Here is a 17,880-nt window from a genome sequence, read left to right on the forward strand (position 1 = left end):
GAATATGCGAAACTGCTGTACGATCAGGCACTGCTTATCGAAGGATTGCCGATCGATGATCCGGTGGCATTCTCCAATGCAGTGTGCAAGCTGATGACAAAATAAAAAGGATATGATACAATAAACCCTGTATGAGCAATCGTGCAGGGTTTTCCTGATTTTTGGTGCAGCTGGCGGAAAGTCATGGTTTTAGACGCCTGCAGATGGTGGAGTACGAGACTGGAGAAAAAAGAGGTAAGGAATTTGAGTGCATTGACAACAGGTGAGATTTTAGAGAAGGTATCGGATTCGGGTATTGCAAAGGCGGAGGGCAAGACTTTAAGGCTGCTGATCTGGGCGCTGCTGGCCGGGGCGTATATCGCATTCGGGGCGCAGGCTTCTCAGATGGTATCTTTCAATCTGCTGGCGGATCCGGATAGTCTGGGCATGGGACGTTTAGTCTCTGCCGCAGTATTCCCGGTGGGTCTGATGATGGTGGTGCTCTGCGGTGCAGAACTGTTTACAGGAAACTGTCTGATGATCATCGGCGTACTGGATCGGAAGATCCGAATCAGCGGGATGCTCCGCAACTGGGTCTTGGTGTATCTGGGAAATTTTCTGGGAGCACTGCTGGTGGTGGCACTTATGAAGAGCACGGGAATTTGGGAAACAGGCAGCGGCCTTTTGGGAGCATCGGTGATCAAAACAGCGCAGGCCAAGGTGCAGCTCAGCTTCGGACAGGCGTTTGTGCGCGGTATTTTATGTAACTGGCTGGTGTGCCTGGCAGTATGGATGTCCACGGGAGCACGGGAGACGGTGAGCAAGATCTTTGCTATCTGGTTCTGCATCGGGCTTTTCGTGATTTCCGGCTTTGAACACAGCATTGCAAATATGTATTTTATCCCGGCGGGTATCGCAGCTGCAGCGGACAGTGGTCTGGCACAGCTGGCCGGATGTGACGTGTCAGTTTTGACGGTCGGGAATTTTCTCATAAAAAATCTTCTGCCGGTGACCCTGGGCAACATCCTGGGCGGTGGATTGTTCGTAGGCATGGTGTACTGGTTCACCGGCCGTAAATTGAAATAGAAAGTACAGGTGAAGGTATGGAGAGGATCGCGATCATAGATGGGAACAGCCTGATAAACCGGGCGTATTATGCGATGCGAAATCCCATGATCACAAAGGACGGGATTTTTACCCAGGGGATCTTCGGATTTCTCAACATGATGGAAAAAATAAAGAAGGATTACGAACCGGCGTACATGGTGATCGCATTCGATCTGAAGGCGCCGACCTTCCGTCACAAGGCATATGAAGGATACAAGGCGGGCAGAAAGAAAATGCCGCCGGAGCTGGCCATGGAGGTGCCGATCTTAAAGGATATTCTGCGAGCGATGAATATCAAGCAGGTGGAACTGGAGGGCTTTGAGGCGGATGATCTGATCGGGACGATCGCGAAAGAGGCGGAGTCCTGCGGTATGGAACCGCTCATCATCACAGGCGATAAAGACGAGCTGCAGCTGGCGACAGATATCACGAAGATCATCCTGACGCGCAAGGGGGTTTCAGAGTTCGATCTGTACGACCGGCAGGCCATGATGGACAAGTACGGCTTCACGCCGACTCAGTTCATAGACTTTAAAGGGCTGATGGGCGACCAGTCGGATAATATCCCGGGCATTCCGGGCGTGGGAGAAAAGACAGCCACCAAGTTGATTTTAGAATATGGAAGCGTGGAGAACCTCATCGCAAATGTCGATAACGTAAAGCCAAAAGGCGTGAAAGCCAAGGTGGAAGAACATGCACAGCTTGCCATGATGAGCAAGCGCCTGGCTACCATCAACACCCAGGTGCCGATGGATATCGATTTTGCAGAATACAAGCTGACGGAGCCGGATTATGACGCATTGATAGAGCTTTATTCCAGACTGGAATTCAATCGTTTCCTGAAAAAATTAAACGTTCAGAGAAGCGGTGGTACGGGATCCGGAGATCCTGCTGCAAAGCCTCTGGCGGTGGACGCTGAGAAGCTTGAAAAAGTCTGCGTCCGGGAGGACAGTCAGCTGGCGGAGCTGACTTTGCAGGGCAAAACCGCCATCAAAGTCTTTGGAGATCACAATCACCTGGACGTGCCGCAGATCGAAGGCGTTGCCGCTGTCAACGGAGACACGTATTACTATTTTGACTGCAGGAACCTGACTGGATTTTTTGACTGGCTGGCCGAGCAGGAGATCTCTTTCGCAGGTCACAGCCTGAAGGACGATTATTATATGCTGCTTTGTCATGGTATGACGAAGTTTGAAACGGCATTCGATACAGAAGTAGCGCAGTACGTGCTGGATTCCAGCCGCAGTAATTACAGCCTTTCGGCGCTGTCCAACGAATACCTGCATCAGAGCCTCAGAGACGAAAAGGAATTCTTTGAGGAAAACGGACAGGTAGATCTCTTCACCGATCCGACGGAACAATATATGACCTATGGATGTGAAGTCTGTGGGGCGATCCTCAACTTGGCAGAGGCACAGAAGGCTCAGATCGCGGATCAGAAGCTGGAAACAGTCCTGTATGAGGCAGAACTGCCATTGGTGGAAGTCATGGCTTCTATGGAGCATGAGGGCTTCCGGACGGACAAAAAAATACTGGAAGGATTCGGTGTGGTCCTGGCGGAGCAGATCGGAGAGCTGACGAAGCAGATCTACGGACTGGCAGGAGAAGAATTCAACATCAATTCGCCGCTGCAGCTGGGCAATATCCTGTTTGAAAAGCTGGGGCTGCCTGCAGGCAAGAAGACGAAGCGGGGATATTCAACGAGTGCGGACATTCTGGAAAAGCTGATGGACAAGCATCCTATCATTCCTTTGATCTTAGAATACCGGACCGTTTCCAAGCTGAAAAGCACCTATGTGGACGGTCTGATCCCGCTCATAAGCAGCACGGACGGCAAGGTGCACGCTCATTTTAACCAGACGGTCACGACCACGGGCAGGATCAGCTGTACAGAGCCGAATCTGCAGAACATCCCGATCCGTCAGGAGATGGGCCGGAAACTGAGGAAAGCATTCATCCCGGAAGAAAACTGTGTACTGGTGGGAGCTGACTATTCTCAGATCGAGCTGCGTGTGCTGGCGCATATGTCCGGTGATGATGCTTTGATCGAGTCCTTCAACAACGGAGAAGATATCCACAGAGCTACAGCAGCGCGCGTACTGGGCATTCCGGAAGACAAGATCACGCTGGAAGAGCGAAGCAGAGCCAAGGCTGTCAATTTTGGCGTTATCTACGGCATGAGCGCTTTTGGTCTTTCGTCGGAGCTTCGCATCACGAGAAAGGATGCGGACGAATATATCAAGGCATATTTTGCAAAGCATGCTGCTGTCAAGGAATTCATGGATGAGCAGGTGAAATTCTGCAAAGCAAACGGCTACGTTTCGACGCTGCTTGGCAGGAAGCGATTCATCAAAGAGATCAACGCTTCCGCCTATATGGTCAAGCAGGTAGGCGAACGGCTTGCCATGAATACGCCGATCCAGGGAAGTGCGGCTGATATTATCAAGCTTGCCATGATCAAGGTGTTCCGGGCACTCCGTGATCAGGGGCTTAGATCAAGGCTGATCCTGCAGGTGCACGATGAGCTGATCATCAATACTCGTGAAGAAGAAAAGGAACAGGTGGAAAAACTGCTGACGGAGAACATGGAATCCGCCTATGAACTGGCAGTGAAATTAAAGGCGGACCTCAACGAGGGCGAAAGCTGGTATGAGTTGAAGTAGGAAACATGAACGGTAGAGAAGGACATGAAGATGCATGAGGACAGGAACGGACAGGACAGAAAAAACAGGATCCCGGTGATCGGGCTGACCGGCGGGATCGGTACAGGAAAATCCACCGTAGCAGAATATTTGAAAAAAGGCAATTACGCCCATGTGGATGCGGATCAGATCGGACGCGATCTGACGGCAGACGGCAGTGAGCTTCTGCCGGTGCTGGATCAGGTGTTTGGTCCGGCAGGAGAGCTGGGAGAACCGGGAAAACCGATTTTGCGGGAAGATGGCTCACTTGATCGCAAAGCGCTGGGTGCCATCGCTTTTTCGGCACAGGAAAAGAAAGAAAAGCTGGATGAGATCATGCTGAAACATATCATCGAGGAAGTGGACAGACAAGTGGCTGCCTATCAGGCTGCGGAATGCGGCGAGCCTGTGGATCCCGGGGATCGGGAGAGAGTCGAGTCTGCAAAGGTCCCGATCCCGGGGATCCTTATCGATGCGCCGCTGCTTTTTGAAGCAGGGCTTGCGGACAGGTGCGACCGGATACTTTTAGTGACGGCGGATCTGGATGCGAGGATCCGGCGCGTGTGCGCGCGGGATCAGGTTTCAGAGCAGGCGGTGCGTGATCGGATCAGCTGCCAGATGAGCGAAGAAGAGAAGAAAAAAAGATCGGATCTTATCGTAGATAATTCGGGAACGAGAGAAGAACTGGAGAAACAGCTGAAGTCTCTTTTGTTTTCGGATCCGTTTTAGGAAAGCAACCTGTTTTGTGGGGATTTTTTTGTAATTTTTCCGCAAAACAGGGAAATATATCATTGACAAATGGGATGGAAATCCGTACAATAGAGTGGTACTGATTTTTCAGTATAAATCAATTCAATATATGCGGCCTTGGCGGAATAGGCAGACGCGCACGTTTGAGGGGCGTGTGGGAGACCGTACCGGTTCAAGTCCGGTAGGCCGCACCATTTTGAAATGCTGGAATCGATTGACTCCGGCATTTTTTTATAACGTGAGACATATCTTCTGAGGATGTGTCTGTAGTTTCAAAGAACAGAGGAGATGGCCATGAACAACATCGTATCCTATGCGAAAGAACATATGGAGAGTTTTGATGTGAGACCGCTGAACCGGGTGGACAGTCTGATCCTTTCGGAACTGTCGTATTTTCAGCTGCCTCAGGAACTTTCTAAAGCCAGAGGCTGGAGAGGCGTGCGCCTTGCGGAATTGTTCCGGGCAGAGTGCTTTGAGCAGATGTTTGACGGCGTATGGGACGGAGAAAGCTGCCGGCAGCTCCTGACGGCACTGTCAGCAAGTCCCAGGTTTCGTGATATTCATGTTATGGGATACCGGGAGCAGAGCAATGTTGCCGATGAAAAACAGTTTGCGGCCGTTACGTTTCGCCTTTCGAAGAGGCTGTTTTACGTGGCGTTCCGCGGGACGGACGCAACGCCGGTCGGCTGGAAAGAGGATTTCAACATGGCGTTCCAGTATCCTGTGCCGTCGCAGGAAGCGGCAGCTGCTTATCTGAACGAGGCGGCGTTTCACTGCCGTGGAAGGCTTCTTGCAGGCGGCCACTCAAAAGGTGGTAATCTGGCAGTCTATGCGGCTGCGAATTGCGGGAAAAGGGCGCGAAAGAGGATAGAGAAGATCTATTCCCATGATGGTCCTGGATTTGCGCAGGAGGTGCTTGAGAGCGATTTGTTTCAGGCTGTTTTGACGCGGATCGAAAAAACGGTGCCACAGTCTTCGCTGATCGGAATGCTTTTTGAAAATCAGGAGGACTTCACGATAGTCAAAAGCAGGGGAATCGGTCTTCTGCAGCATGACCCGTATTCCTGGGTGGTGGAGGACGGAGATTTCACTTATCCGGATCGTTTGACGGCAGATGCCAGGTATCTGGACCGGACGCTGAATCAGTGGATAAGATCCCTTTCTCAGGAGGATCGGGAACGGTTCGTTGACGGGCTGTATGATCTGATCGAGGAAAACGGCATAAAATCGTTTACGGAGATCCGTGATGACTGGAGAAAGAACATCCCGGCACTGGTTCATTCCGTGACACATATGGATGAGGATACGAAGGAATTCATGCAGCGCAGTTTAAAGGAACTGGCAGCCATGAGTTTTCAGAATATAACGGGGATATTTCGGGGAAAAAGAGGAGAAGAAACAGGAGTCAGACGAGGAGCGGAAAAAATAACAGAGCATGAGAGAAAACAGGAGTCAAAACAGGGGGACAAATAAAAAACGGTCTGCCGGACCGGGGAATTCTAAGCAGACCGGTCGCTTGAAAAGAACCGCCGGAGGGTGGCAGAGTCGAACGTCTGCGTCCGCAGGGCGCAGGAGCGGTCGCGGCGCCGGTGGGCGCGTCAGCCGCAGCAGGAGTGCACGCCCGCAGGGAGGCGGCAGCCTTTGCAGAAAGAAAAAGGGATTCTTGATTTTTTTAGGGATCCTGGCGATTGTTGTGGCAGGTGGTCTGATACAAAATCTGTTTTTGTATCGGGCGGAGTCGCAGGTGGATCCGAACGAACCGTACCCGGTGAAGGGGGTCGATGTGTCGGAACATCAGAAGGATATCGACTGGAAGGGGCTGGCGTCAGAGGACATCAGTTTTGCGTTTATCAAGGCGACGGAGGGGAGTTCGTATGTGGATAAGCGGTTTGAGGAGAACTGGAAGCATGCGAATCGGACGGATCTGAAGGTCGGTGCGTACCATTTTATGAGTTATGATACGCCGGGAAAGTCGCAGGCGAAGAATTTTATCAAGCAGGTGCACTGGCGTTTCGGGATGCTGCCGCCGGTGGTCGATGTTGAGTTTTACGGGGACTACATCAGTTCTCATCCCAAGAAAAGTCAGATGTATGATGTTCTGGATGTGATCCTGGATGAATTTGAGGCGAAGTACGGTCGCAGGCCGATCATTTATACTAATACATATATTTACAAGAATTATATTTCCGGCAGGTACGATGATTATCCGATCTGGATCAGCGATCCTGGTCTTTCGGAGAAGCTTCCGGATGGGCGTGAGTGGACGTTCTGCCAGTACACGTTCAAGGCGAAGTCAAAGTACATCGCGGATGGGGAAAAATACGTGGATATGAATGTGTTCAACGGAAGCCGGTGGGAGTTCCGGCAATACGACGGAAAGTAGAAGTGTCCTGAGGGATGCGTCAGATCAGCACAGGAAAGACAGGAGGAGTCAATGCTTTCAAAATTCAGCATTAAAAAGCCGTTTACGATATTGGTCGCGGTGGTCATCGTCATCGTGTTCGGGGTGATCGCCCTTACTAAGATGACACCTGATCTGTTTCCGAAAATCAACACGCCGTATGTGATCGTCATGACCACGTATCCGGGAGCGAGTCCGGAGGAGGCGGAGTCGGAGATCACTAAGCCGATGGAGCAGCAGCTGGTGACTCTTTCTAACATCAAGAACGTAACGTCGGTATCGGCAGCTAATTATTCTATGATCCAGCTGGAGTTTTCGGACAGTGTCAACATGGATTCTGTGTCGGTGGACATTCGTGACAAGATCGATCAGATCGAAGGTGTGCTGCCGGACACGGCCGGGACTCCTGTGGTCATGAAGATCAGCATGGACATGATGCCGGTGGTGACGGCCGCGATCGGCATGGATGACAAGTCGTCGGGCGAGGTGTCCCAATTTACGAAGGATAATCTGCTAAGTCAGATGGAGGGCGTAGAAGGTGTGGCTTCGGTGTCTGCCATGGGTATGGTGGACGACAATGTCCAGATCGTGCTGTCTCAGGACAAGATCGATGCGGTCAATTCAAAAGTTGCTGCGGCTATCAACAGTCAGATGGGCGATGCGGAAGGTCAGATGAAGAGCGGCATGGCAGCTGCAAAGAAGGGAAAGAAGCAGATACAGGAAGGGAAAAAAGCGGTGAAGGACGGGCAGTCTCAGGCTGCAAAGCAGCTTGCTGCAACGAAGACGAAGCTGCAGGAAAGTCGTGATCAGCTGGTTTCTTTGAAGCAGAATGGACCGGCCATCAAGGCGCTGTATGAACAGTACAAGAAATACAAGGATGATCCGATCATGGGGCCGCAGATCGAAAGTCAGCTGAAAGCGCTGGGGATCGATCCTTCCTCACTGGATCAGCTGGTGCCGCAGATCGATCAGGCGGATGCGCAGCTGAAGCAGATCGACAAAGCCATTGAGGATCTGGATGCACAGGGCTCTGCCATGAACTTTGAACTGGGGTCTAAGTATGCAGACCTGACTTCTGCAGAGGGCACGGTCGAAGCGACGGTAAATCAGCTGCAGTCGGCGCTCAGTCAGCTGCAAAGCTCCAAAGAGGCGGCTCTTGCCAGTGCGGACATGACGGGCGTGATCACCATGCAGAACGTTTCGGCGATTTTGAGCGCGCAGAATTTTTCCATGCCGGCGGGATATATCACGGACGGCAAAGCGGAGGTGCTGGTCAGTGTCGGTGATAAGATCAAGGATAAGGATGAGCTGGAAGATCTGATTTTATTTGATATGGGGATCGATGGCCTGGATCCGATCCGTCTTTGTGATGTGGCGACGGTGTCATACACGGACGATGATGCGGAGACATATGCCAAGATCAACGGCAATAATGGGGTGCTCCTCAGTTTTACGAAACAGTCCAGCTACGCGACGGCAGATGTGTCTGAGAACATCACGGATAAGTTCACTCAACTGGAAAAGGAATACAAGGATGATGGTCTGTCATTTACGACGCTGTATGACCAGGGGGACTATATTCATATCGTTATCAATTCGGTGCTGCAGAATCTGCTTTTAGGCGCGATCCTGGCGATCGTGATCCTGCTGGTGTTCCTGCGGGATCTGCGGCCGACGCTTATTACTGCGGTCAGCATCCCGCTCAGCGTGATCTTTGCCATCGTTCTGATGTACTTCTCGGGTGTGACTTTGAATATGATTTCCCTGGCAGGGCTGGCTATCGGGGTCGGGATGCTGGTGGACAATTCCATCGTGGTGGTGGAAAATATTTATCGTCTGCGCTCCATGGGATACAGTCGGGTGCAGGCTGCGTTTTCCGGGGCGGTGCAGGTGGCGGGAGCGATCACAGCTTCGACTTTGACGACCATCTGTGTGTTCGTTCCCATCATTTTCGTAGACGGGATGACGCGTGATATTTTCACGGATCTGGCACTGACGGTAGCGTATTCGCTGCTGGCAAGTCTTTTGATCGCATTGACGCTGGTTCCGGCTATGGCCAGGGGACTTTTGAAGAAGGAGACGCGTCTTACGGTCCTCAGCCAGACGGGACGTTTTATGGATAAATATCGGGCTGCAGTGCGCTGGGCACTTTCTCATAAGGCAGTCGTGCTGATTGCTGCTGTGGTGCTGCTGGTGGGTTCTTCCGGCCTGGCGCTGATGCGTGGTCTGTCCTTTATGCCGTCCATGTCGACGCCGCAGATCTCTGCTACCATCCAGATGCCGAAGGAGAGCACTTTGAAAGAAACTTCCGATACGACGGACAAGATCGTTAAGGAGATCCGCAAAGTGGACGGTGTGGAAACGACAGGTGCGATGCTGTCCAGCGATACGGCAGGCATGATGGGTATGTCCGGAATGTCTCAGGATGTAACGTCCACCATGGTATATATCATCCTGGATGAGGATAAGGCGGACAACGGCAAAATCATTGCAAAGAAGCTGGATAAGCTGGCAAAGAAATATAACTGTGAGATCGTGACTTCGGCTGATATGGATATGTCGTCCATGATGGGAGGCTCCGGTGTGCAGATCAAGCTTTACAGCGAGGATTTGAAACAGCTGCGTACTGCGGGCGTTGCCGTTGAACGGAAGCTGAAGGGCATGAAGAGCCTGGAGGATATTTCTACTATCGATGAGGACAGTTCGAAAGAACTGCACGTTGTGGTCAACAAGAACCAGGCTATGAAGTATGGGCTTACGGTGGCGCAGGTATACCAGCAGATTTCTGCAAAGCTGACTAAGGAGTCTGCGGCAACGACGCTTTCGGAGAATGGCAGCAGCATGGATGTGGTGGTTGAGAATTCGACCAGCGAGGCGTTTACGCGAGAGGATCTTGAGAACATGAAGCTGAAGGCTTCAGGAAGTGCTGGATCTTCGGGTGCTGCTGGTGGATCGGGAAGCGCAGCGGCTTCAGGGGGATCTATGTCCGGGACATCCGGCAGCTCAGCGAGCGGCGCATCTTCATCGACGCCTTCTGGCTCCTCAGAGGTGAAACTCAGCTCTATCGCAGATATCCAGACGACTGCTTCCCTGAGTGAGATCAACCACGATAATCAGAAGCGGAGTCTGTCGGTGACTGCTTCTGTGAAAGATGGCTATAATATTACTCACGTCAACAGCGATGTACAGAAAATGATCAAGAAAGAAAAGCTGATCCCGAGTGGAGTCAAGGTGGATTACGGTGGAGAAAACGAGGAGATCATGCATTCCATGAAGCAGATGATGCTTATGCTGCTGGTGGGTTTCATCCTGGTATATCTAGTGATGGTAGCTCAGTTCCAGTCATTGCGATCGCCTTTTATCGTGATATTTACGATCCCTCTGGCCTTTACGGGCGGGATGCTGGCATTGCTGATCTGCGGTCAGGACGTCAGCGTAGTATCCATGATGGGATTCGTTATGCTGATGGGTGTCGTGGTCAATAATGCTATCGTACTGGTAGACTGCATCAACCGGTTCCGGCTGGAAGGCATGGATATGGAGAGCGCTGTCATCGAGGCAGGTGCTGTCCGTATGCGTCCTGTTCTGATGACGGCTATTACGACGATCCTGGGACTTTTGCCTCTGGCTATCGGTCTGGGCACCGGTGCGGAAATGATGCAGCCGGTAGCCATCGTTTGCATCGGCGGTCTGCTCTACGCGACGCTGACGACACTGGTAGTGATCCCGATCATGTACCGGGTCTTCGCCAAGAAGCACATGGAAAAGATCGCAGAGGAAGAGCTGGAAGTCGTGAATGTGTAAGAATTGCAAAGGAATACTCCTTGACAAGTAATGACAAGTGCGTTACTTTGTATGTACAAGGAGGTGATCGTGATGGAAAAGACAGCCACGTTGAATTTAAGAGTAAATCCGGCGGTGAAAGAAAACGCAGAAGCTGTTTTATCAAAGCTTGGCATTCCGATGTCCACAGCAATAAATATGTATCTCAATCAGATTTCCCTTACAGGAGGAATCCCGTTTCCGGTTACATTACCGCAGGTGCCTGATTCCGTGAATGTTGATGCAATGACCGATGAAGAGTTGTATTTAAAATTGAAAGCAGGTTATGCTGATGCAAAAGCTGGACGTGTACAGGATGCTGATGCGGTCTTTGCAAAATTTCTGGAGGAACATGGTGCATGATAACATCGAATATTTTGGAAAGAATAGAAAAGTGTGAGTTGTAAAAAGGAGTCCGATCATGAAAACCAAACTCAAATTTGATGCGGTCATTGTGACATTGATCGTGATGCTGCTGGTGATCGTTGTGATTCTGGCGATCGAAAGCCCGAAGCCGGAGGAGTCCGAACAGGCTGGTCAGGGGTTCAAGGGGACGTATGTGCTGGGGCAACAGGAGAGCGCTGATGCGGAGTATTACGTCATCATGGATCAGCAGGAGGAGTGTGTTTACGGATTTTATACGAATGATATGGATATGGTGGAGGGAAAATACCGAAAAACCAACGGAAACTGCCTTGCGTTGCTGGATGATGAGCAGAATATTATTGCGACTATGATCGAGGTGGATGGAAAGTTTTATCTGATCAAAAACGGTCAGGAGGCGGCGGAACTGACAAAGTTGAGCGATGTGCCGACTGTCAAAGCAGTAGAAGAGTGAAAATAGTTAAATATCTATGGCGCTCTACCGCAGAAAATCCTTGAAATACCCCTCATCCGATGGTATAATAACTTTCGTTAAGCCGGCGTGATGGAATTGGCAGACGTGCGGGACTCAAAATCCCGTGGTGGCAACACCGTATGGGTTCGACCCCCATCGCCGGCACCATGATATATGTGATATCGATGGATATAGTGTAAATTACAAACCCGTTAGGAGGAATCTTTAATGAACGGAAACATTTGGGCAACGATTTTACCTTTAGTCATCCTGATCGCGGTAATGTACTTCCTGCTGATCAGACCTCAGAAGAAGAGAGAAAAAGAAGTGAACGCCATGAGAAGCGGTGTGCAGGTCGGAGATGAAATCATCACGATCGGCGGTATCTGCGGCAAGGTCGTAAAAACGAAGGAAGAATCCCTGGTCATTCAGGTTGGCGCTGACAGAGTAAAATTCGAAATCATGAGATGGGCTGTTTCCAAGGTTGTAGAAGAAACTGAAAAACCTGCAGCTAAGGCTCATGAAGAAGAAGCTGAAGAAACAGAAGTAAAGAAATCCGGCAAGCCTAAGAAGCTGAAGAAGGCTGCTCCGGCAGAAGAAGCTCCGGAAGAAGTTGAAGAAGCTGGAGAAGTTGAAGAACCGGCAGAAGAGGCTGAAGGCGAAGTAGTTGAAGAGAAAGCTGAAGAAGAAAAGTAGATTTCTCGATCGACTTTAAAATTCTTTACGGGATAATATAAATGGAGAATAAGAGCTGTTATGAAACTTAACGTTTTGTAACAGCTTTTTTGTGTGCAACCGGCGAGCGGCATGATTACAGTGGTGCGGTTATGGTGGTGCGGTTACGTTTTTTACCTCGAATTTTCGTGCAAAGAGTGTTTCGGATAATTTGCTGTAAATGAATTCCAATCCGTTGAGGGAAAATACCACGATTAGAAATAGATTTGAACTCTGAGGTAGTTAGGGAAAGATGAGCCACTGTTAGGGGTATAAGAAGGGGCGATTTTCATAGAAAATTTCCTGAGATTGGATTTAGACTATCGCGATATGCCTGAGATTTTGGAATCAGGATAGTCTGGCTGGTGTGATCTGCAGATTTTTCAAAAAAACTATCCGCAGGGGCTTTGAAAAGGGAATCAGGGTGATTTTTTATATAGCAAGTCAGATATGAGAGCATTATCAGGTGATATATTTCTGAAATTATGGAAATCTCGATAGAATCCTTACATATACTCCAAAGGGAGGTGTAGTATGGAAAAACTGAGAAAAAGCCTGAAGGCTTATGTAATTGCGCTGGTGCTGTTTGTTGCACTGACCTTTGCGCTGGCAGTGCTGGTGAATTTTACAGGATTTCGTGAGACCTGGACGTTTGGGTCACTGCTGGTGATCATGAGTATTTCAAGCCTTGTGCTGGGAATGATGGAGGGAAGGATATTTCAAAAACGAGGTCTTCTGGCTGGAGGCGCAGCGGCTGTTTTCTTTCTTGCTATCATTCTTGTGTCGGTCCAGGGACTCTTTGCAGAGGAGTTTTCTCTGGGGAAAACAGGCTGGCTGTATCTGATCCCGGTGGCGGCGGGAAGCCTTGGTGGAATCTGCGGTGTCAATCATAAGACATGAAATAAGGCGAAATCCTCAAAAACTGCGTAAACTGTTTGAAAAATCAACGTGTTTGCTCTTGTCTCACTTTACAAAAAGTAGTAAAATATCAACAGTATGATTTAATGGGCATTGCTGTGCCCGGAAAAACCAATCACAAAAGACGGAGGCAAAGATGAAGTATAAGTGGAAACGCGTGTTAGCGGTAGTGTTTCTTTTCATTATCGTTGCAGGCTGGTATGTGACAGTATGCGGCATTGGACCGGTAAAACCGATACAGGATCGGATGAAACTGGGCCTGGATATCAAGGGTGGCGTTTACGTTGTCATGGAAGCAAAGACGGACCTCAAAGGCGAGGAACTGCAGAAGGCTATGGAGCAGACGCAGGCTGTCATAGAAGAGAGAGTAAACCAGATGGGTCTTGCGGAACCTGTAGTTACTATTGAGGGTGACAAGCGTATCCGTGTAGAACTGCCTGGCGCAGAGGATGCACAGGAAGCTATCGAGCAGATCGGCAAGACGGCGCAGCTGCAGTTTGCACTGGCAGACGGAACCATCGTGCTGGATGGCGGCAGTGTAAAAGACGCATCAGTAACGACTGACCAGGACTCTGCCGGATATGCAGTAGCACTGGAATTTGACAGTAAGGGTGCAGACGCATTTTATGAGGCGACTGTCAAGGCATACAGCGGAGCGGTACAGTCTTCCGTAGAGGGCGTGAACAATGACGCCATCATGATCCTGCTGGACAATCAGATCATTTCCGCACCATCGGTTAACAAAGGACCGATCAGCGGAGGAAAATGCACGATCACAGGCAACTTCTCTCAGGAAGAGGCATCCAACCTGACAGCACTGATCAAAGGCGGTGCTCTGCCGCTTACTCTGGAAGAAGTCAATTCTTCCGTACAGTCGGCAAAGATCGGTTACAATGCACTGGAAATGAGCGTATATGCAGGGCTGATCGGTCTGGCTCTGATCCTGATCCTCATGATCGTTGCATACAGAGGACTGGGTGTTGCAGCTGACCTTGCACTGCTGCTGTATGTTATCATCGTACTCAACATCATGGCATGGATGGGCAGCGTGCTGACCTTGCCTGGTATTGCAGGTCTGATCCTGTCGGTCGGCATGGCGGTAGATGCCAACGTTATCATATTCGCCCGTATACGAGAGGAGATCAGTGCGGGCAAGACGGTACGTGTTGCGACCCAGGAAGGTTTTAAGCGTGCTATGGCTACAGTCATCGACTCTCAGGTGACGACGCTGATCGCCGCAGTGATCCTGTACGAAATCGGTACCAGCTCAGTCAAGGGTTTCGCATGGACGTTCATGATCGGTATCGTCGTAGGAATATTCACGGCTGTCGTGGTTACTCAGCTTTATGTGGGCATCATGGCAGACAGTACGAAGCTTGGAAAGCGCAGCATGTTCGGCATCAACAAAACCGGCCAGGCATCATTCCACATAAAAAGAGAACTTCATTTTATTCGCTATAGGAAGATATTCTATTTGATTTCTGTTGCGATCCTGGCACTGGGACTCGTGTTCGGCATAGCCAGAGGCATGAATTACGGGATCGACTTCACCGGAGGCACCATGATCCAGATGGATATGGGCAAGACGGTCAAGACAGCAGATGTAGAAAAAGCCATCAAGGAATATAAGCTGGATCCGGAAATCATTTACTCCGGAGAAGGCAATAAAGAAATCGTGATCCGTACCATCAAGTCCCTTGACAGCGATCAGCGCGCCAAGGTCATCAGCACGATCAACGAAAACTTCGGAACGACAGATGATGATGTCGTAGCAGAAGAACTGTTCGGACCTTCCGTCGGAAAAGAGCTTCGAAACAATGCGTTCCTGGCGGTACTGATCGCCGGTATATGTATGCTGGTCTACATCAGGTTCCGGTTCCGCCAGTGGCGGTTTGGCGGAGCGGCGCTTCTGGGCGTGCTGCACGATGTGCTGATCGTCATCGCATTCTATGCGATCTTCAATATCACGATCAACAATCCGTTCATTGCAGGTATCCTTACGGTAGTCGGCTACTCCATCAATGATACCATCGTAGTCTTTGACCGTATCCGTGAAAACCTGCGGCTCAAGCGCAGCATGCAGCTGGATCTGCTCATAGATCAGAGTATCGCTCAGACGCTGGGACGTTCCCTGATGACGTCAGCAACGACTCTGATCGTTATGGTGCCGATGCTGATCATGTCCGGACCTGCGATCCGTGAATTCGTCGTACCGCTTATGGTCGGCATCATCGCCGGAGCATATTCCTCCATCGCGATGTGCAGTCCGCTGTACTATGAATTCAGCAAGCGCAAGAAGGTTTCAAAATACGAAAAACAGGTACAGGCAGCGACCAAGAAGAGCAAGAAGAAAGCCAAGAAACAGCTGGAAGAAACGAAAGCACTTCCAGAAGCAGAAATCGGCAAACCGGCTGACGATACAGCAGATCTTACTGCAAAGAATGCTCCTAAGGATGCTGACACAGCAGCCGCTGCGGCAGCAGAACAGGAAAGCACTCCGGCAGATCCTGCAAAGTCCGGTGCGGATGCTCTGCAGCCAAAACAGAAGAATACCATGGATCAGAAACGTTCCAAACGGTATGTCAAAGGAAATCAGAAAAAGTAAGGGTTGACTGACGAAGATGAAGAGAAGAAGCGAGTTTTTAGATACAATTTTAGAATTTAATCCCAATTACGATATCGAATTGATCGGCCATGCCTACGATGTGGCAGAAGAAATGCATCGTGGTCAGCTTAGAAAATCAGGTGAGCCGTATTTGATCCATCCGATGGCTGTCGCGGAGATCCTGGCAGACCTGGGAATGGACGAAGAGACCATCGTAGCGGGACTTCTCCATGATGTCGTCGAGGATACATCCTATACGGAAGAAGAACTGATCGTAGATTTCGGGGAAGATGTGGCCATGCTGGTTGACGGCGTCACCAAGCTGGCTTCCCTGAAATTTGAGAGCAAAGAAGAGCGACAGGCTGAAAACCTGCGGAAGATGTTCCTTGCCATGTCCAAGGACATACGTGTCCTGATTATCAAGCTTTCTGACCGGCTTCATAATCTGCGGACCATAAACTATATGACTCACGATAAAATTATCGAGAAATGCCGGGAGACATTAGATATTTACGCACCTTTAGCTGCTCGTCTTGGTATGTATGCCATCAAAATGGAGCTGGAGGATATCGCGCTGAAATTCCTGGAGCCGGAAGCCTACTACGACCTGGCAGAACAGGTGAGCCAGCGCAAGGATGAGCGGGAAGATGCCATCAATGACGTAGTGGAACGGATCGACAATGCCCTGAAGGACATTGATATCCACTACGATATTTACGGTCGTTCCAAACACTTTTACAGCATCTATAAAAAAATGAAATACCAGCATAAGACGCTGGATGAGATATTTGACCTTATGGCTGTGCGGATCATCGTTGACAGTGTCAAGGACTGCTATGCCGTACTGGGTCTTGTCCACACCATGTGGACTCCGATCCCGGGGCGGTTCAAGGACTACATCGCTATGCCGAAACCTAACATGTATCAGTCGCTTCATACCACTGTGGTGGGCGACAACGGAAAGCCGTTCGAGATCCAGATCAGAACATATGAGATGCATAAGATCGCAGAATACGGTATTGCAGCTCACTGGAAATACAAGGAGGGGATCACTACCGACAAGGAAGAAGTGAACCTGTCCTGGCTGCGTCAGGCTTTGGAATGGCAGAAGGATGCCAATGATCCGAAGGAATTCATGGAATCCCTGAAGATGGATCTGTTCTCCAGCCAGGTATTCGTATTTACACCAAACGGGGACGTGATCGAACTGCCGGCAGGTGCGACACCGCTGGACTTCGCATTTAAGATCCACTCGGACGTCGGTTATAAATGCGTAGGTGCAAAGGATAACGGCAAGATGGTCACCATCGACCATCCGCTGGAAAACGGTGATATCGTGGAGATCGTTACAAACCCTAATGCAGTGGGGCCAAGCATCGACTGGCTGAAGATCGCCAAGAGCAGTTCGGCACGAAACAAGATCCGTCAGTGGCTGAAAAAAGAAAATAAAACCGATGCGGTAGATAAAGGCAAGGATCTGATCGACCGCTATATGAGAAAAAAAGGCTATGATCCGCGTGAACTGCTGAAGAACGCATTCGTGAACAAAGCAGTCAAAGCATTAGGATATAAAAATACGGATGAGCTGTACACACAGCTTTCCAACGGTGGATCTTTGCAGAGCAAGCTGGTGAGCCTGCTGCTCGGATATGACGAGGAAGAAAAGCATGCAGAAGCAGCCGAGAAAGAACAGACACTTCTGGACAATCTCCACGAGATCAGTGAACGGGCACAGCGCAGAGCACAGAACGCACGCAAGATGCGCAAGAACGAGAAGTCGGGCGTAAAAGTAGAAGGTGTGGACAATCTGATGATCCGTATGGCAAGATGCTGCAATCCGGTACCGGGAGATGATATCATCGGATTCATCACCAAAGGCCGCGGCATTTCCGTTCATCGAAAAGACTGTGACAATCTGAAATCCCTGCCGCCGCAGGAGAGGGCACGTTTCATCGATGTCAGCTGGGATACAGACAACACGCAGGACAAGTCCTTTAATGCGGAGCTGACGCTGATCGCCAAGGATCAGAAGAGCATGATCCTGTCTCTTATACACATCTCCGAG

General features: G+C 50.1%; 12 protein-coding genes and 2 tRNA genes. All 14 read left to right on the forward strand.

Annotation, left to right across the window (positions count from 1 at the left end):
- Nucleotides 1-243: 243 nt before the first annotated feature.
- On the forward strand, nucleotides 244-1,065 hold the full coding sequence (locus H8876_RS03105) for a formate/nitrite transporter family protein (RefSeq protein WP_249286479.1): 822 nt from the start codon (nucleotides 244-246) through the stop codon (nucleotides 1,063-1,065).
- 17 nt (nucleotides 1,066-1,082) lie between these two features.
- Nucleotides 1,083-3,749, forward strand: coding sequence for a DNA polymerase I (gene polA / locus H8876_RS03110; protein WP_249286480.1), 2,667 nt, complete (start codon nucleotides 1,083-1,085; stop codon nucleotides 3,747-3,749).
- A 30-nt stretch (nucleotides 3,750-3,779) separates the two neighbouring features.
- On the forward strand, nucleotides 3,780-4,496 hold the full coding sequence (gene coaE / locus H8876_RS03115) for a dephospho-CoA kinase (protein WP_249286481.1): 717 nt from the start codon (nucleotides 3,780-3,782) through the stop codon (nucleotides 4,494-4,496).
- Nucleotides 4,497-4,628: 132 nt separating this feature from the next.
- Nucleotides 4,629-4,711, forward strand: a tRNA-Leu gene (locus H8876_RS03120).
- 100 nt (nucleotides 4,712-4,811) lie between these two features.
- Nucleotides 4,812-5,990, forward strand: coding sequence for an Mbeg1-like protein (locus H8876_RS03125; RefSeq protein WP_249286482.1), 1,179 nt, complete (start codon nucleotides 4,812-4,814; stop codon nucleotides 5,988-5,990).
- Nucleotides 5,991-6,033: 43 nt separating this feature from the next.
- Complete coding sequence (locus H8876_RS03130; RefSeq protein ID WP_249286483.1) at nucleotides 6,034-6,900, forward strand: GH25 family lysozyme; 867 nt, start codon at nucleotides 6,034-6,036, stop codon at nucleotides 6,898-6,900.
- A gap of 51 nt (nucleotides 6,901-6,951) precedes the next feature.
- Entirely contained in the window at nucleotides 6,952-10,722 is a 3,771-nt protein-coding gene (locus H8876_RS03135; RefSeq protein ID WP_249286484.1) for an efflux RND transporter permease subunit, read from the forward strand.
- A gap of 72 nt (nucleotides 10,723-10,794) precedes the next feature.
- The gene (locus H8876_RS03140) at nucleotides 10,795-11,103 is read left to right on the forward strand and encodes a type II toxin-antitoxin system RelB/DinJ family antitoxin (RefSeq protein ID WP_249286485.1); all 309 of its coding nucleotides are present in this window, start codon (nucleotides 10,795-10,797) and stop codon (nucleotides 11,101-11,103) included.
- Nucleotides 11,104-11,161: 58 nt separating this feature from the next.
- Entirely contained in the window at nucleotides 11,162-11,578 is a 417-nt protein-coding gene (locus H8876_RS03145; RefSeq protein ID WP_249286486.1) for a hypothetical protein, read from the forward strand.
- An 81-nt stretch (nucleotides 11,579-11,659) separates the two neighbouring features.
- Nucleotides 11,660-11,746: transfer RNA gene (locus tag H8876_RS03150), tRNA-Leu, on the forward strand.
- A 60-nt stretch (nucleotides 11,747-11,806) separates the two neighbouring features.
- The gene (gene yajC / locus H8876_RS03155) at nucleotides 11,807-12,274 is read left to right on the forward strand and encodes a preprotein translocase subunit YajC (protein ID WP_249286487.1); all 468 of its coding nucleotides are present in this window, start codon (nucleotides 11,807-11,809) and stop codon (nucleotides 12,272-12,274) included.
- 552 nt (nucleotides 12,275-12,826) lie between these two features.
- Nucleotides 12,827-13,192, forward strand: a complete 366-nt coding sequence (locus tag H8876_RS03160; RefSeq protein WP_249286488.1) for a TIGR04086 family membrane protein — start codon at nucleotides 12,827-12,829, stop codon at nucleotides 13,190-13,192.
- A 154-nt stretch (nucleotides 13,193-13,346) separates the two neighbouring features.
- Nucleotides 13,347-15,815 carry a protein translocase subunit SecD gene (secD, locus tag H8876_RS03165; protein ID WP_249286489.1) on the forward strand — a complete coding sequence of 823 codons (2,469 nt, stop codon included), beginning with the start codon at nucleotides 13,347-13,349 and terminating at the stop codon, nucleotides 15,813-15,815.
- A gap of 16 nt (nucleotides 15,816-15,831) precedes the next feature.
- A partial coding sequence (locus H8876_RS03170; protein WP_249286490.1) for a RelA/SpoT family protein occupies nucleotides 15,832-17,880 on the forward strand: 2,049 nt, incomplete at its 3' end.

Source organism: Lentihominibacter faecis (assembly GCF_014306095.1).
GTDB classification, from domain to species: Bacteria; Bacillota; Clostridia; order Peptostreptococcales; family Anaerovoracaceae; genus Lentihominibacter; species Lentihominibacter faecis.

Coding starts and splice junctions, on each gene's coding strand:
- polA (WP_249286480.1), top strand. CDS start 1,083: ATGGAGAGGATCGCGATCATAGATGGGAACAGCCTGATAAACCGGGCG.
- coaE (WP_249286481.1), top strand. CDS start 3,780: ATGCATGAGGACAGGAACGGACAGGACAGAAAAAACAGGATCCCGGTG.
- H8876_RS03125 (WP_249286482.1), top strand. CDS start 4,812: ATGAACAACATCGTATCCTATGCGAAAGAACATATGGAGAGTTTTGAT.
- H8876_RS03135 (WP_249286484.1), top strand. CDS start 6,952: ATGCTTTCAAAATTCAGCATTAAAAAGCCGTTTACGATATTGGTCGCG.
- H8876_RS03140 (WP_249286485.1), top strand. CDS start 10,795: ATGGAAAAGACAGCCACGTTGAATTTAAGAGTAAATCCGGCGGTGAAA.
- H8876_RS03145 (WP_249286486.1), top strand. CDS start 11,162: ATGAAAACCAAACTCAAATTTGATGCGGTCATTGTGACATTGATCGTG.
- yajC (WP_249286487.1), top strand. CDS start 11,807: ATGAACGGAAACATTTGGGCAACGATTTTACCTTTAGTCATCCTGATC.
- H8876_RS03160 (WP_249286488.1), top strand. CDS start 12,827: ATGGAAAAACTGAGAAAAAGCCTGAAGGCTTATGTAATTGCGCTGGTG.
- secD (WP_249286489.1), top strand. CDS start 13,347: ATGAAGTATAAGTGGAAACGCGTGTTAGCGGTAGTGTTTCTTTTCATT.